Here is a 16556-nt window from a genome sequence, read left to right as displayed (position 1 = left end):
GAAGTGTTTTTATCTGAAGGCTCTCTTTTAGACACGAAAAGAGGCTGGGTCGAAACTATTTTCACCACGGAGTAACACAGAGTAGCACAGAGTCTTTTTGCTAATAATCAACAATTTAAAATTGCCTCTGTGTTACTCTGTGTCCTCCTGTGGTGAGTTTTGACACAGCCTTCTGTTCAATAGTCTGTTCTAATTTTTATTGGTCTGGAACACTTTGGTATTATCAAAATCGTTCCACCACTTTGTGTTATTCACTCCACCGCTGGTTACCCATCCGGCAAACTGTTTATATGCATTTTGAATCTTTGTATATTCTAACGGCCATTTAAATTGGGTGGGAACTATGATGCCCCATGCCAGATTATCTTTGCTGATATAATATTTCTTTCCGTTTACGGAGGATGCATCATTGTTGCCTCCGAACAGTTCAGTATTTGCCAGTTTGGTTGGCTGATATCCGGCTACGTGGATCTCTTTTCGTTTGCTGCCTCTGTCAGTGATGATGAAGAGATTCAGTTTGTTTATATTGAGTGCATCACTGCTTGGTGCCGACGCCTGGTCGAATCTGAGTGTAAAGTTGATGATCTTGGAGTCCTTTTGGTTATTGTCACTACCGGAAACTGTATTGACGAACGAACCTGCCGGGCGCTCCATCAGTGCATGTGCATTGTCAAACAAGGGAACTACCGCATAGTCCTGGCCTTTCTCTATATTCTTATCAGTAAGGTCGAATGATATCGGACGATAGTTGTTTGCGTAAGTAACAGGCTGCGTGATGGCAGATGCCGGAATTTCGTCGAACATGATGGCGGCTGCAATTGCTTTCTGGGCACCGACAGCAGTTAACTCAATCGTCAGGTCGAGTTCTGTGATCTTATTCCATTTGTCTATACTTATCTTTCTGTGTTTTATTTCCAGAACGATATCATTCATGTCGTAGTCTCCATACAGAGGCCACTGGTCTTCAAACAGGTATGTATAATTATGGTTGTCATCCACAATAATCGGGAAGTTAGGATCAGAAGGTTCCGGAGCAGGATCCGGCAGTTCCGTTTTTCCATTGCAGCCGGTTATGATGATATCGGGCTCGCTTGAAAAGATCACCTCACTTCCCGCTTGATACATGTCATTATGGGAACAACTGATTTTACCGCTGATATAAAGTTTACCACTAAACTTATTTGACCAGTTATCGATCTGTAATTTATCGGTCACTTTCAATAGAGAAGCTTCATCTCCTTCGCCTATAGCTGAAAAACCGGAGTTAATGGTTATTTTTTCTGCTTTTATCATTGAACCATTGGCCAACGTCAGTTTGGCATTGTCATAAAAGTATATATCATCAGCTTCTTCAAAATAATCCTTTTTCTTGTCATCTTCTTTTTCTTCTGCTATGACTCCATGATCCAGATAAATAATGCCTCCTGCTTTCATATGTTCTACAAAGAGCATGCAGTTATTATATAGGGAACCTCCCGCTTCACCGCTATCATATGTATCGAATTCCATTTCTCCGAAGTTCACGTTCTTACTTCCGGCTGCTGTATATTTCTTCGCTTCCAACTCACTTCCGGCAGCATTGTATACAATTGAAGAAGTATTCAATTTTATTTCTTCTTCTACATCTAATTCTCCGAAATTATGAATATTTCCTCCCTGAGAGGCATCTATATTGTGTTCAATATCTACTTTATTCCCATTATAGAGGAGATCAAAAGAATTTAATAGTAGATTACCCACTTTTATTTCACCGAAATTACAGATCGTACTTTGCGTATTACCTTCCAATTTAGTTATCGTAATCGTGGCTCCGGATTGGATCGTTAAATTACTTGCATTCTGTAGTTTCAGGTATGTTCCCGTTCCCTTAATCGTTCCACCCTTCAGAACAATAATATCCAGGAAGTCTTGAGTAGTAGTTTGTGCCGGTTCCCAGTTTCCTTGTATATAGACAGTCGCTCTGTTGGAGTTGCTGAGAGAGGTATCTTTAAATTTTCCTTGGAAATTTCCGGTTACAATATAGGCTTTCCCTCCTTCCAAAACTTGGGAAGAACTTGTTATCGGGATAGCTCCATTGGTGTCATAGCTTTGTTCTGCTCTTTTAGGAATGTCAATTCCTCCGTTATTCCCTCTGGTGGCTACCAAAGCTCTCGTTTTGATGGCAGACGTACCTGTAAAAGAGCATTGAACATGGGAAGTTGATTCGCTGATTTCCACTTGTTTTATCTGGTCCCTGCCACGTGGGTCAGTCTGACGGACATAAAGATACTTTATATCCTTGGAAGACACTACTTCGGTCTGATAAGCTTCTTCTTTCTTGGCAACTCCTTTGGCTAAAGTATTGTAGGGATCCTCTGCTGTTGCTTCAAGCGGATTCTTATCTAATATTTCTACGGTATAATAATACTGTCCGTCAAACTCATCATCGACTTCCACGCTAAATTTTATGGAATTTGTAGACGACCAGTCGAATCCCGCCGGAGCACTGATATCCTCCATGGGATTGGGAGTTTGATAAGAGGGGTCATAGAGATCTTTGTTATCATCAACGCAAGCTGTAATGCACGCCGTCGATAGGATCATTGACGATGCAAAAAATAGTTTGTTAATTGTTGTTTTCATATTTGTTTGTTTTGTTCAGTATTTGCAAATATTCGACACAAATGTACAACTATTAATCGGCCTGTATTGTTTGAAATATAACTTATTATAACGTCATTAATATTTTTTAGGAATAATACGATCCGGTGATAACGAAGATGCCAAAGAGGCCTGGTGCATGGAGTGTTTATTCGGTCCTTTTGGTTATTTCGCCGATCAGGCAAGAATTCATTTTATACCTGATCTCTTTATTGTCGAGTCCATGCCCTAAGAGGAACATTAATTTGGTGACCGCACATTCCGGTGTGCTGTCGTATCCGCTGATGACTCCTGCCTGAAGCAGCTGGATACCGGTGCCATAGCGTTCCATTTCGACGGCACCGGAGGCACATTGAGTGATATTGACGATAATGATACCCCGGTCCGTAGCGTCTTTCAGTTCCCTGATAAACCACTCTTTCTGGGGTGCATTGCCTGAACCGAATGTTTTTAATACTACTGCCTTTAGTTCCGGCACATGGAGCAGTGCAGATACGATCCCCTCCTGAATCCCGGGGAAGAGTGTCAGAATGACTACGTTCGTATCGAACAGATAGTGAGGTTTCAGAGGCTTGGTCAGATCCGGTTTGCGGATCAGGTTAGGTTCATATTTAATATGGATGCCTACTCGTGCCAATGGGGGATAGTTGAACGAGCGGAAAGCGTTGAAGTTTTCAGCGTTGATTTTAGTCGTGCGGTTGCCACGCATCAGATGGTTTTCAAAAAAGATGCAGACCTCGGGAACGATTGCGGTGCCATCCGGATTTTTGGCTGCTGCAATTTCAATAGCTGTAATCAGGTTTTCTTTGCCGTCTGTGCGTAGTGTACCGATCGGGAGTTGAGAGCCGGTCAGGATGACAGGTTTACTCAGGTTCTCGAGCATGAAGCTGAGGGCAGAAGCTGTATACGCCATTGTATCGGTGCCGTGAAGGATGACAAACCCATCAAAAGAGTCATAGTTATAGTTTATAATCTTAACCAGTTTGGCCCAGAATGCCGGTTCCATGTCCGAAGAGTCAATAGGGGGATCAAACTGATAGGAAGAGATGCGGTAATTGAATCTTTTCAGTTCGGGTACGTGCTTTAGTAGATGGTCGAAATTAAAATTTTCCAGAGCACCGGTTTCCGGGTTTTCTATCATTCCGATAGTTCCACCAGTATAAATGAGTAATACGGAGGGGTAATCTGCTTTCATATCTGTATCTTTTTTGCTGTTTTGCCGACAAAGATACAAAAAAGAACTATAAACTATAAACTATAAATGATAAAAGAGACTGTGTCGAGACTCTTTTCACCACGGAGTAGCACAGAGCTCTTTACTAACAAACAACGACTTAAAATCGTCTCTGTGTTGCTCTGTGTCCTCTGTGGTGAGTTTGGTTCTTATTTTATTCCGTCAATTAATCGGAGAATGGCCTTTTCCGGATCCTTTTCTTCATTGAGCAGAGTAACAAAACGGCTGCCGATAATGGCTCCCGAGGCATTATCGCAGGCAGCACGGAAAGTGGCCCGGTTGCTGATGCCGAAACCTACCATGCGTGGATTGCGCAGATTCATCTTTTCAATCTTTTTAAAGTACGCACGTTTTTGTTCGTCAAAGTCCTGTTGTGCCCCTGTGGTGGCAGCCGACGAAACCATATAGATAAAACCGTCCGTATGTTCGTCAATCTCGTGTACACGCTCTTCACTCGTTTCGGGAGTGATAAGCATAATCACTTTGATGTCATATTGCTCCGCAATGTTGCGGAAGTGCTCTTGATAGTCTTTGAAGGGAAGGTCGGGAATGATGACACCGTCGATTCCACATTCGGCACACTGCCGGCAGAAGTTATCGAAGCCGAACTGCATAATCGGGTTGAGGTATCCCATTAATATCAATGGGATTTTTACATCCCGGCGGATATTATGCAGCTGTTCAAACAGAAGTTTGAGCGACATCCCGTTGCGTAGGGCTTGTGTGGCTGCATTCTGGATTACAATGCCGTCTGCCATCGGATCACTGAAAGGGATACCGATTTCGATCATGTTTACTCCATGTTTCTCGAGGGCACGGATCACTTCGGCTGTTCCCTCCAGTGTAGGAGTGCCGGCACAAAAATAGATGGATAGCAAATCCTTGGGATTGCTACTGAAAAGTTGGTTTATTCTGTTCATACACTTTTATTTTTAATTCATTACTTTTTTATATTCAGGGTCGGTGGAGTTTTATTTCCCCAGTTGCTCTAAAAAGAACTTGAGTCTTTCTACCTCTTTCAGTCCCGGTTTGGTTTCGAAACGACTGTTCAGGTCAAAACCCGCCAATTGGGGATGACGCAATTCTTTCAGGGTCGGAGCACTGTATGGATTGATTCCGCCGCTAAGTAAGAAAGGCTTTTTCCCTTTGTAACTGTTCAGCATCGTCCAGTCGAATTGATTGCCCGAGCCGCCATGTTGTTCACATTTGGTGTCAAACAGGAAATAGTCACAAGATTTTTCGTATGCTTCGGTGTTCTCAAAATCCTTTCTCCGGGCGATGGAAAACGCTTTGATCAGCCTTAACCCGGTTGACCGGAGTGAATGACAGTATTCCGGTGATTCATTGCCATGCAGCTGGATATAATCCAGACTGAAACGGTCGGCAAGTATCTCGATTTCTTTTTTGTCTTCGTTGACAAAGACACCCACACGCTTTGCCGCATCCGGCATGTAAGCCGGAAGCTCGCATAGGCAGCGGGGAGACTTCGGGTAGAAGATAAAGCCTATCATGTCGACCTTTAGTTGTTCTACATCGCGGATATTGTCGGCTTCGCGCATTCCGCAGACTTTTATCAGTTTGTCGTTTATCATTCTTGTTCTTAATTGAATGGTTTTGATTTCGATTCACCACGGAGGACACAGAGGACACAGAGTTTTAATTTTCAAGTCCACAGAAATATCTTAAATTTTCCCTCTGTGTCCTCTGTGCTACTCTGTGGTGAATTTGTCATGGGAATGGGTTACTGGGTTCGATTCGTTTATAAATTCTTCCAGTTTCTTGCCCGGTTGCCCGGTTTTCATAAACGTTTCTCCGATCAGGAATCCTCTGAATCCGGCATTACGCAAGCGCTTCACGGTTTGCGGATCGGATATGCCGCTTTCCGACACCAATACTGTGTTCCGGGGCAGTTGTCCGGCCAATCGGAACGAGTTCTCCACATCCGTAAAGAAAGTGCCGAGATTGCGGTTATTGATCCCCACCATATCGATCTCCTTATTTATAAATGGTAACTCTTCGGCAGTATGGATTTCCAGCAAGACTTCCAATCCCAGTTCATGAGCTTTTTCAGCAAGGGCATGGCACTTCTCTGTATCCAGTGCGGCAGCAATCAGCAGTACGGCGTCGGCTCCGACTATTTTGGCCTGATACAGTTGATATTCGTCGATTATGAAATCTTTGCGCAGAATCGGAATATTTACCAGCGGGCGTGCCGTACGGATATCCTTCAGGCTTCCTCCGAAGAACTTTTCGTCCGTGAGGATAGAAAGCGCCGAAGCACCTGAGGCTGCATATTCCGGCACTACCTGTTCGGGGCGTGCGTCTTCATAAATCCATCCTTTGGATGGAGAGCGGCGTTTGAATTCTGCAATAATACCGGTAGACGAAGAAGTTAGTGCCTGCTTCATGGAGTATCCGGGCTGTATTTCGTCAGATAGTTTCTCCTGAAGCTGTTCCGATGGGATGGCCTGTTTCTGCAAGTCTATTTCGAAACGCTTGTTGGCGATGATTTCGGATAATATATCTTTCATGCTTTTGGGTGGGCGATAGTTTTCCTATCTGTTTAGTTCAACAAATTTCTTTAAGGTCTCTTTTGCCTTGCCGCTGTCCAGTGATTCACGGGCGAGGGCGATGCATTCTTCTATCGGTTTATCCGGACAGATCACCTGGATGGCGAAGGCAGCATTGACAACCACTACGTTCTTTTGTGCTTCCGTAGCCGTTCCTTCCATAACAGCATCAAATATTTTTGCTGCGTCCTCCGGGGTATTTCCGCCGTCGAGGTCGGCTTCTCCGTAACGGTTGAAGCCGAGACTTTCCGGAGTATAGATTTTTTCGTTGCCGCAGGTAGCCACTTTAAATTCGTCGGTCAGGGAGATTTCATCATACCCGTCCAGACTATGTACAACGGCAAAGCGGGTGGCGCTCTCCTGATAGGTATATGTGTACAGACGGAGCAACGGGAGGTTGTAGACTCCAAGTAACTGATATTGCGGTATGACAGGGTTTACCAACGGACCGAGCATATTGAAAAAGGTACGTACGGCCAACGCTTTCCGTATCGGTGCCACTGCTTTCAGGGCAGGGTTGAACAAAGGGGCATGCAGATAGGCGATGTTGCACTTTTCCATAGAACGGCGGAGCCGGTCTGCATCGCCGGTGAATTTTACTCCATGCTGTTCCATTACGTTGCTGGCTCCGCTGACGGAAGTGGCACCGTAATTGCCATGTTTTACTACCGGAAATCCGGCTCCTGCCACAGTGAAACAGGCTGCGGTAGAGATGTTGAATGTATTTTTGCCGTCCCCTCCGGTTCCTACGATATCGATAGGCGCAAATTCACTCAGATCCACCGGTACGCGCATTTCGAGCAACGCATCACGGAATCCGCAAAGTTCCTCTACCGATATGTTGCGCATCAGGAAGACGGTTATCAGTGAGGCCACTTGTGCGTCGTTGTATTTGCCTTGTGCAATGTTCTGCAATATGGTACGGGCTTCGTCCCGTCCCAGGTATTGATGTTCGAATAATTTATATAGAATCTGTTTCATGGGGTTTATTGGTTTAAGAAGTTTTTAATGATTTCTTTTCCTTGCGGAGTCAGCACCGATTCGGGATGGAACTGGATGCCATGTACGTTGTACGTGCGGTGCCGTAATGCCATGATTTGTCCTTCACGGCTTTCGGCGGTGATCTCGAGGCATTCGGGGAAGTCCTCGCGGCTTACTACCCACGAATGATAGCGGCCTACGGGTATTTCGTGTCCCAAACCTTTAAAAAGAACATCTTCTTTCAGGATGTTGACCGGAGTCTGTACGCCATGGTATACTTCTGTCAGGTTCTCGAGTGCTGCCCCGAAGGCTTCACCGATGGCCTGATGTCCCAGGCAAACTCCTAAGATGTTTTTGGTCGGTGCATATTTCCGGATAATGGGTAGCAGCAGTCCGGCTTCTTCCGGTATGCCCGGTCCCGGCGAAAGGATGATTTTATCAAAACGTTCCACTTCTTCCAGTGAAATTTCGTCGTTGCGGAACACTTCAATGTTAGTGGCTCCCAACTCTTTTACCACGTGCAGCAGGTTGTAAGTGAAAGAGTCATAGTTGTCCAGGAGCAGAATCGCTTCTTCCCGTCTGTTAAGGGGATCTATCTTGTTATTCATTGTTTTTTTATTTGTTTTAGAGTTTGGGTTCACCACAGAGGACACAGGGTACACAAAGTTTTTTTTAGACATAAGAACAAAAGAACAGATAATTCTTTATGGGTTCTTAGGTTCTTTTATCTGAAAACAGATGGAGCGCAGCTAATTAATCTCTGTGTCCTCTGTGTCCTCTGTGGTGAATGCCTTTTAGTTTTTTAGTTTTACGGCCAGATCTATTGCTTTCTTCAGTGCTCCCAGTTTGTTGTTGACCTCTTGCAGTTCGTATTCGTCCTGACTGCGTGCCACGATGCCTCCTCCGGCCTGGAACCACAATTCATTGTTGCGGCTTACAAAAGTACGGATCGTAATAGCCTGGTTCAGTTCCCCGTCCAGTCCGATGAAACCGATGCAGCCTCCGTAAGCTCCGCGGTTGTGCGGCTCTATCTCACTGATAAGCTGCATGGCACGTACTTTCGGTGCGCCGCTCAACGTCCCGGCCGGGAAAGTGTCGATGAAAGTCTTGAGCGGATTCGCCCCTTTGTTCAGTGCTCCGCTGACGCGGCTTACCAAATGGATGACATGGCTGTAATATTGCGGTTCTTTGTAAAACAGCACCCGCACGTCGTGGCAATTGCGGCTGAGGTCGTTGCGTGCCAGATCTACCAGCATCACATGCTCTGCGTTCTCTTTCGGGTCGGCCAGAAGTGCTTCCGTCAGTTCTTTGTCCTTTATGGTGTCTCCCGTACGCCGTGTGGTTCCGGCAATCGGATCGATATAGGCTTGTCCGTCTTCTACTTTGCAGTGTGTTTCCGGTGACGAACCGAAGATGCGGTATCCGCCGAAGTCAAAATAGAACAGGTAAGGGGAGGGGTTGATGCTGCGTAGCGCGCGGTATACCTTGAAGTCGTCACCGGCATAAGGCTGGATGAACCGTCTGGACAGTACAATCTGGAAGACGTCTCCCCGGAGGCAGTGGGCGATACCTTTGCGTACATTCGCTTTGTGCTCTTCGTCGGTGATGGTACTGGTGACGGGACCGGTCACTGAGAAGTTGTACGAGGCATAGTTGCGGTTCTCTATGGCCGATTCCAGTTGTGACAGACTGCTTTCTTCTCCTTCCGCCAGCATTTCCACCAGAGTCAGCTCGTTCTTGAAGTGATTGAAGACGATGATGTACTTATATAATATGTATAGCAGGTCCGGAGCGTCGTTTTGCTCGTCGTGGCTTTCTTTCACGGGGATGTGCTCAAAGTACTTCACTGCGTTGAAAGTGGTATAGCCATACAGTCCGCAGAATTTCTTATCGGCTCCCACTACATGGAACTGGTTGATGAAGCGGTTGAACGCATTCTCTACGTGGAACGTCTTGCTGAGTGGTTCTTCCCGGCGGCTGTTGTCGGGATACGTAGTGGTCACTATTCCACTGTTTATGCCGATGCTTGCCAATGGGCAGAGTGCGATGAACGAGAGGGAATTTTCTCCGGCATGATAATCCGAGCTTTCCATTAATGCCGATTGCGGATACATATCGCGCACTTTGAGGTAGATGCTTACCGGAGTGTGCAGGTCGCCCAAGACCTGCTTGCTATGGGTGGTATAATGAAAGGTATTCATAATTTTTTTCTTTTTAATTTGATTTTGAATTCACCACAGATTACACAGATTTTCGCAGATTGACGATCTGTTTTGTGGGTAATTAGATTAAAAAATCTGTGTTAATCCGTGTAATCTGTGGTGAAATGATTTATCCCAAATAAGTTTCTATATCTTTATCTCCCCGTCCCGATACGGTCAGCACGACTACATCTTCCGGTTTGAAGGTCATTTTATCCAAGGCTCCCAGTGCATGTGCCGATTCCAGTGCGGGAATGATTCCTTCCAGCCGGGTCAGTTCGTAAGCGGCACGGATGGCTTCATCGTCGTTGACGGCCAACACCAATGCCCGTTTTTTGTCGGCGAGGTTGGCATGCATCGGTCCGATACCGGGATAGTCCAGTCCGGCGGAGATAGAGTAAGGCTCTTCAATCTGCCCGTCTTCGTTTTGGATCACGAACGTGCGTGCACCATGGATGATTCCCATTTTACCCAATTGAATGGTAGCTGCCGTCATTCCGGTTTCTATCCCCTTGCCACCGGCTTCGGCCAAGACGATCTGAACCCGTTCGTCATCGATGTAGTGGTAGATGGTTCCGGCAGCGTTGCTTCCTCCGCCCACACAGGCAATCAGGTAGTCCGGATAGTCACGTCCCTCTTTTTCTTGAAGTTGCTTTTTTATCTCTTCGCTGATGACCGACTGCAAGCGTGCCACCATATCCGGATACGGGTGTGGTCCTACGGTGGAACCGATGATGTAATACGTATCCGAAGGATGGCAGCACCAGTCGCGGATGGCTTCGTTCGTAGCATCTTTCAGTGTCATGTTACCCGATGTTACCGGGATGACTGTGGCTCCCAGCATCTTCATCTTCTCTACATTGATATGCTGGCGTTCTACATCCGTTTTTCCCATATACACGATGCACTCCATGTCCATCAGGGCGCAAACGGTGGCCGTTGCCACTCCGTGCTGTCCGGCACCGGTCTCGGCGATGATCCGCTTTTTGCCCATGCGGCGTGCCAGCAGAATTTGTCCGATGGTGTTGTTTATCTTGTGGGCTCCTGTATGGTTCAGGTCTTCCCGTTTCAGATACATCCTGCAACCATACTTTTCCGAAAGGCGGCGAGCCGGGTAGAGGGGAGAAGGACGTCCTACATAATCCCGCAGCAATTGGTCGAATTCCTTTTTAAAATCTTCGCTTTCGATCACTTTGAGATACGTGTTTTTCAACTCTTCTACGCATTTGTGGAGTATTTCCGGCACATAAGCACCTCCGAATTCTCCGTAATAGCCATCCTGATCAACTAAGAAACTTTTCATAATCCTATTTTTTATTCGTTATTTGTATTTTCGGTCAAAAAAGAAAGAGCCCCGTCGCAGGTTGCGACAGGGCTCTTTCTGAATTTCTGTTATATCTTTAATGAGGTATATACATACGAGCGCTGCTCCCTTACGACTGTCGGAGTTGTAACGGGCGCCACCACCAATATGTATTTACTTGCATTTTCATCATTGCTAATTGTTATTTAACGGGGCAAATATAGATACTTTGTTTGGAATAACAAATAAAATCTTTCTTTTTTTTATTTCCCTCCTTTTTATTTTTTGTTTTGGCGGGAATCTATTTATGATTTCTCAAATACTTGCTGTACATATTTTTAATTGTCGGATGCTCGCAGGGAGTGGTTCCTGATTCTGCTGAACCTGTATTGCTTTGTTTCTGTTTTTTTAATATTAACTTTTTTATTATCAGAAGATTATGAATTTGCTTAACTTTTAATTAGGGTTCAATGGCTCAAGGTTCACTCTATGAGTATCATACCTTGTGGGAAGATGTTGTGTTTGTTGTTAAAAAGTACTTTCTAAAAATCTTTTGCTCTTTAGCGCATTTTGGAATTAATGTAAAATATATTGTATTGTATATGTGTATTATTTATGTCTGTTTTTAGAGTTACGCATTATCTGTTTTTGTGTCCACTATTATTAGAGATGTTTGTATGTAATTATTTGATTTTTAATGTTGTATGCAGGGGATTCTTTGTGTTTTCCCAGGGGATGAATCCCATAGAATGAACCTTGAGCCTTTGGACCTAACCGATGTATATTATATATACATTGAGTGTAAGAAAGAATTGGTAAATGCTCGAAATAGAAGTCCTTTTTAAACATTTTGTTATTTATATTGTTTCTTCAGATATAAATTATTTAAAAACAGAAACCAAACATTATGAAACAAAGAAAAGTTTTAATTGCGATTGCCGTTGTCATATTCATCCTGTTGCTGCTTTACTGGCTTTTTGTAGCCGAGGATATCAACGCTTGGCTACCTGTAAACTAAAGACTTGTATTTTTCGTCCTAAACACTTAAGTCTTTTCAGCGAAACGCTTAGACGTTTTCCGAAAACGTTTAAGTCTTTTGCCGGAAACACTTAAGTCTTTCCTGAGAAACACTTAAGTGTTTTTTTCCGCATGATTCCCCTGCAAATCTTTTTGTTTTCCGGAAAGAAGCGATTATTTTTGTATCTGATTGAATATCGTATAAATGATGATATAAACTGATAACCTATGGATAATTTTATTTTTCAGAATCCCGTGAAGCTGATCATGGGACACGGGATGATTGCCCGGTTGAGTAAAGAGATACCGGCAGACAAGCGGGTGATGATTACCTTCGGTGGCGGTAGCGTGAAAAAAAACGGTGTATACGACCAAGTGAAAGAAGCCCTGAAGAATCATTTCACTGTAGAGTTCTGGGGCATTGAGCCTAATCCTTCCATTGAGACTTTACGTAAAGCCATTGCCCTTGGAAAAGAGGAGAAGGTGGACTATCTGCTGGCTGTGGGAGGCGGATCGGTCATCGATGGCACGAAGCTGATTTCTGCCGGACTGTTGTACGATGGGGATGCGTGGGATCTGGTGCTTGCCGGACGTCCGGTGACAAATACCGTTCCTCTTGCTACTGTCCTCACTCTGCCTGCCACGGGATCGGAAATGAACAGCGGAGCCGTGATTTCGCGTCATGAAACCAAAGAGAAATATCCTTTCTATTCCAATTATCCCTTATTCTCCATTCTCGATCCGGAAGTGACGTTTACACTGCCGCCCCATCAGGTGGCCTGCGGTATTGCTGATACGTTTGTACATGTGATGGAGCAATACATGACAACCCCGGGACAGAGTAGGGTGATGGACCGCTGGGCGGAAGGTATCCTGCAAACCTTGATGGAGATAGCTCCGAAGATCCGTGAGAATCAGCACGATTATCAGCTGATGGCCGATTTTATGCTGTCGGCAACGATGGCACTGAACGGCTTTATCGCTATGGGAGTATCTCAGGACTGGGCTACGCACATGATCGGGCACGAACTGACCGCACTTCATGGACTGACACACGGACATACACTGGTCATCGTATTCCCCGCTACTCTGCGTGTGCTTCGCAAGGTGAAAGGTGATAAGATTCTGCAATATGGCGAGAGGGTACTCGGCATTACTTCCGGGACCCGTGACGAACGTATCGATGAAACGATCCGCCGCACAGAGGAGTTTTTCCGTTCATTAGGGCTGACTACCCGCCTGAGTGAGGAGGGCATCGGCATGGAGACGATTGATGAAATAGAACGCCGTTTCAATGAACGGGGTGTGAAATATGGCGAGAACGAAAATGTGACCGGAGCTGTTGCGAAGGAAATCCTGAAGAGCGCACTTTAGTCTTGTATTCACCACAGAGTACACAGAGGGCACAGAGTTCTTTTATGTTTTTTCACCACAGATTACTCGGAATGCACAGATATGCTAAGTACGGATGATCCATCTCTATAATCTTTTCTCTGTGTACTCTGTGTCCTCTGTGGTGAGTCTCCGTTCATCGTTCATCGTTTTCCGTCCGCATGTTTTTGGTATAAAGGCTGTCGATGATACCGTCTGATAGCCCGATGGTCGGGACTGTGATACCGGTTGCGTTCACCTGTTTTGCCACTTCCAGAAAGATTTCCGCTGCCGGGACAATTACATCTGCCCGGTCAGGCTTCAGTTTGAACCGTTTGATCCGTTCTTCTTTAGAGAGGGGCTTCAGGGTTTCGCAGATTTCCTGTAACGACTCGACGGGAAGGAAAGATTGTTTTTTGTCCTTTTTGTCCGCCAGGCGGAAAAGTTTATTGATATTGCCTCCCGATCCGATGATCTGGATGGAGGAATATTCGGCAGCCAGTGCCTGAAGGTCGGAGCGCATCTGTTCTTTTTCTTCGTTCTTTACCATGCCGCTGAGCATACGCACGGTACCGATATTATAGGAACGTGAGCTTTTGAGTTCTGCGTCGCAGATCAGGTTGATTTCCGTGCTACCACCACCGACGTCAACGTACAGGTAGTTCTGTCCCGAAGCAAAAAGCTGTTCGATGTGGTTATCGTATACGATATGCGCCTCTTCCTGCCCGTCGATGATTTCGACGCGGATACCGGTTTTCTTTTCTATTCTGCGTGTGATTGCTTTCCCGTTGCGGGCATCACGCATGGCCGAGGTGGCACAGGCGCGGTAATCTGACACTTCGAATATCTTCATCAGTTGCTTGTAGGCTTTCATCAGCCGGATCAGTTTCCCGGCTTTTTCTTCTGATATTTCTCCGGTGGTAAAAGCGTCTTCACCTAACCTGAGGGGGATACGTATCAGTTGAACTTTGCTCAATAATCCTTCGGGCGATCCTTCCTCGTTTACACTCTTTATCAATAACCGCACGGCATTGGAACCAATGTCGATGGCGGCATAGTTTACTTTCTTCATTCTGATTCTTTATAGTATTTGTATAATTCTTCCTGAGAGCGGAAAGGGACACCGCTTTCCTCCCATGTCTTGTTTTCGCCACTGCCGTCTACGATGCGTCCTTTGGCCGTATCGCGGAGTCCGTGGCAGACCACTTTTTTCAGTTCATCCTGTATCGCTTTATCGTATACGGGTGTGAGCACTTCGATGCGGTTGTCCAGGTTGCGGGGCATCCAGTCCGCCGATCCTATATAATATTTCTCTTCTCCTCCGTTGGCAAAGATAAAGATGCGCGGATGTTCCAGGTAACGGTCAATGATACCGTTGATCCGGATGTTGTCGCTGATTCGGGGCACACCGGTCACCAGTGAACAGTTGCCCCGGACCACCAGGTCTATCTGTACGCCGGCTGTCGAAGCCTCGTAGAGTTTCTGTACCAGCGCCCGGTCGGTGATGTGGTTCACTTTGGCAAGGATGTAGGCCTCTTTTCCTTGTTGCTTGTTTTTGATTTCCTTGTTGATCAGTGCTATCAGCCGTTTGCGCATATCGTTGGGTGACACGAGCAGTTCTTTGAAGTTGGCGGGAAGATACGGCTTCTCGATAAAATCGAATACCGAGTTGACCTCGCGTACGATGGACCGGTGTGCGGTCATGATAGTGAAATCGGTGTACATCCGTGCGTTTCCTTCGTGAAAGTTTCCGGTGCTGATACAAGCCAGGTCACCGAACCGTGTTCCGATATGTATCAGTTTGGAGTGAATCTTCAGTCCTTCCACTCCGAAGATCACTTTGATTCCGGCATCCTGCATACGTTTGCTCCAATTGATGTTGGAGGCTTCGTCGAAGCGGGCAAGCAACTCGATGATGACGGTCACCTTTTTCCCGTTTTGTGCCGCACAGATCAAGGCTTTCACTACCTTCGAATCTTTGGCCAGGCGATAGAGGGTCATCTTGATGCTTCTCACCTCTTTGCTGATGGCCGCTTCACGCAGTACGCGTATCACCGTGTCGAACGATTGATAGGGGTAATGCAGCGAGCGGTCTTGCTTCCGGATCAGTTTCAGGATACTTTCCTCACCGTTCAGCTCCTGCTTGAAGACGGGAGGCCAGGCAGGGTATTTCAGGTCAGTGCGCCCGCAGTCGGGGAACTTCATCAGGTCTTTGAAGTTATGATAACGTCCGCCGGCTACACGGGTGTCGTTTTTGTCTACGTTGAGGCGGTCGGTCAGCTTTCGCAGCAGGTCTTTCGGCATCTGTTGGTCATAGACGAAACGGATCGGTTCACCCCGCTTCCGGCTTTTCACCCCTTTTGATATCTTTTGAAGTACACCCGTACGCAAGTCGCTGTCTATCTCCATTTCGGCATCTTTGGTGAATTTGAAGGTATAGGCTTCATAATCCGTATAGTTCATACCTATGAAGATCATCGGCAGGCAGTAGCGGATGACGTCATCCAGGAACATCAGATACGTTTTACCGTCCGAATCCGGCAGACGGATGAAACGTCCGAACTCGTTGGTGGGAAGTTCGATGACGGCATAATCTCTTACTTTCACTTTTCCCTCGCCGTCTTTGCGTTGCAGGCGGATGGCCAGGTAGATGTCTTCGTCGGTCTGGTCGTCCGGTTGGCGGGAGGTTTTATTGAGAAAGAGCGGGTTGGTAGAACCGTTCAACCGGTTCCGGTAGAGTGAAGTGATGAAGAGCTCTTGTTCCGGTGTGAGTTCGGTGTCTTTGATGACATGGATGTTTTCTTGTTTCAACTTTTCCATGATCGAAGCGAACGTTTCTTCAAATTGCCGGTAGTACTGATTGTGCAGCTTGCCGATCTGCTTCAGTGTGCGTGCGGCCGTATCACGTTCTTCGCGGATATTTTTGTCGCCATACTCCACAATACGGTTCAATGTAGCCACACGAACACGGAAAAACTCGTCTAAGTTGTTTGAGTAAATGCCCAGGAAAGTAAGTTGCTCCAGTAAGGGAACTTCCGGGCGGGCAGCTTCAAGCAAAATGCGTTGATTAAAGTACATCCAACTGATGTCCCGTTCTACATAAAGCTTTTTACGTCTCGCTTCGTCTGATTTCATTCGGATAAGAGTTTACTTATTTTTTTGCAAAAGTATGCTTCTGCGATGTAATAGATATTACATTCTTGCTATGAACTTATTACAAAAATCATTTGTTCTTTTTA

The 16556-nt window shown here is 45.9% G+C and carries 13 protein-coding genes; 2 read left to right on the top strand and 11 right to left on the bottom strand.

Annotated elements, in window-relative coordinates; translation table 11 throughout:
• Positions 1-189: 189 nt before the first annotated feature.
• The 9 genes from G7Y45_RS14895 to trpB all read right to left on the bottom strand — a co-directional run bounded on the left by G7Y45_RS14895 (position 190) and on the right by trpB (position 10929).
• Entirely contained in the window at positions 190-2622 is a 2433-nt protein-coding gene (locus G7Y45_RS14895; RefSeq protein WP_165015221.1) for an LruC domain-containing protein, read from the bottom strand.
• A gap of 166 nt (positions 2623-2788) precedes the next feature.
• A complete protein-coding gene (locus tag G7Y45_RS14890; RefSeq protein WP_005778344.1) occupies positions 2789-3835 on the bottom strand; it encodes an asparaginase in 1047 nt (348 codons plus the stop codon).
• 188 nt (positions 3836-4023) lie between these two features.
• Positions 4024-4794 (bottom strand): tryptophan synthase subunit alpha, encoded by a 771-nt coding sequence (gene trpA / locus G7Y45_RS14885; RefSeq protein ID WP_032530048.1) that lies wholly within the window; start codon positions 4792-4794, stop codon positions 4024-4026.
• Between the two features lie 51 nt (positions 4795-4845).
• Entirely contained in the window at positions 4846-5466 is a 621-nt protein-coding gene (locus G7Y45_RS14880) for a phosphoribosylanthranilate isomerase (RefSeq protein ID WP_032540493.1), read from the bottom strand.
• Between the two features lie 117 nt (positions 5467-5583).
• The gene (trpC, locus tag G7Y45_RS14875; protein ID WP_022012613.1) at positions 5584-6405 is read right to left on the bottom strand and encodes an indole-3-glycerol phosphate synthase TrpC; all 822 of its coding nucleotides are present in this window, start codon (positions 6403-6405) and stop codon (positions 5584-5586) included.
• 24 nt (positions 6406-6429) lie between these two features.
• Entirely contained in the window at positions 6430-7425 is a 996-nt protein-coding gene (gene trpD / locus G7Y45_RS14870) for an anthranilate phosphoribosyltransferase (protein WP_005778337.1), read from the bottom strand.
• Positions 7426-7430: 5 nt separating this feature from the next.
• Positions 7431-8033 carry an aminodeoxychorismate/anthranilate synthase component II gene (locus G7Y45_RS14865; RefSeq protein ID WP_050550267.1) on the bottom strand — a complete coding sequence of 201 codons (603 nt, stop codon included), beginning with the start codon at positions 8031-8033 and terminating at the stop codon, positions 7431-7433.
• A 186-nt stretch (positions 8034-8219) separates the two neighbouring features.
• Complete coding sequence (locus G7Y45_RS14860; protein ID WP_005820586.1) at positions 8220-9626, bottom strand: anthranilate synthase component I family protein; 1407 nt, start codon at positions 9624-9626, stop codon at positions 8220-8222.
• Between the two features lie 130 nt (positions 9627-9756).
• Positions 9757-10929, bottom strand: coding sequence for a tryptophan synthase subunit beta (trpB, locus tag G7Y45_RS14855; RefSeq protein WP_005806622.1), 1173 nt, complete (start codon positions 10927-10929; stop codon positions 9757-9759).
• Positions 10930-11748: 819 nt separating this feature from the next.
• Between trpB and G7Y45_RS14850 the strand changes: the two genes are divergently transcribed.
• Both G7Y45_RS14850 and G7Y45_RS14845 read left to right on the top strand, forming a co-directional pair.
• Positions 11749-12042 carry a hypothetical protein gene (locus G7Y45_RS14850; RefSeq protein WP_165015058.1) on the top strand — a complete coding sequence of 98 codons (294 nt, stop codon included), beginning with the start codon at positions 11749-11751 and terminating at the stop codon, positions 12040-12042.
• A gap of 132 nt (positions 12043-12174) precedes the next feature.
• The gene (locus tag G7Y45_RS14845) at positions 12175-13320 is read left to right on the top strand and encodes an iron-containing alcohol dehydrogenase (RefSeq protein WP_005806615.1); all 1146 of its coding nucleotides are present in this window, start codon (positions 12175-12177) and stop codon (positions 13318-13320) included.
• A gap of 154 nt (positions 13321-13474) precedes the next feature.
• Here G7Y45_RS14845 and G7Y45_RS14840 read toward each other — a convergent pair whose 3' ends face one another.
• Both G7Y45_RS14840 and G7Y45_RS14835 read right to left on the bottom strand, forming a co-directional pair.
• Positions 13475-14389 carry a Ppx/GppA family phosphatase gene (locus G7Y45_RS14840; RefSeq protein WP_122330253.1) on the bottom strand — a complete coding sequence of 305 codons (915 nt, stop codon included), beginning with the start codon at positions 14387-14389 and terminating at the stop codon, positions 13475-13477.
• The gene (locus G7Y45_RS14835; protein ID WP_032530052.1) at positions 14386-16452 is read right to left on the bottom strand and encodes an RNA degradosome polyphosphate kinase; all 2067 of its coding nucleotides are present in this window, start codon (positions 16450-16452) and stop codon (positions 14386-14388) included. Before G7Y45_RS14835 ends, G7Y45_RS14840 begins: the two co-directional genes overlap by 4 nt.
• Positions 16453-16556 lie beyond the last annotated feature (104 nt).

The organism is Bacteroides sp. ZJ-18 (genome assembly GCF_011038705.2).
Lineage (GTDB): Bacteria > Bacteroidota > Bacteroidia > Bacteroidales > Bacteroidaceae > Bacteroides > Bacteroides hominis.
This window is presented reverse-complemented; position numbering and strand designations above follow the sequence as displayed.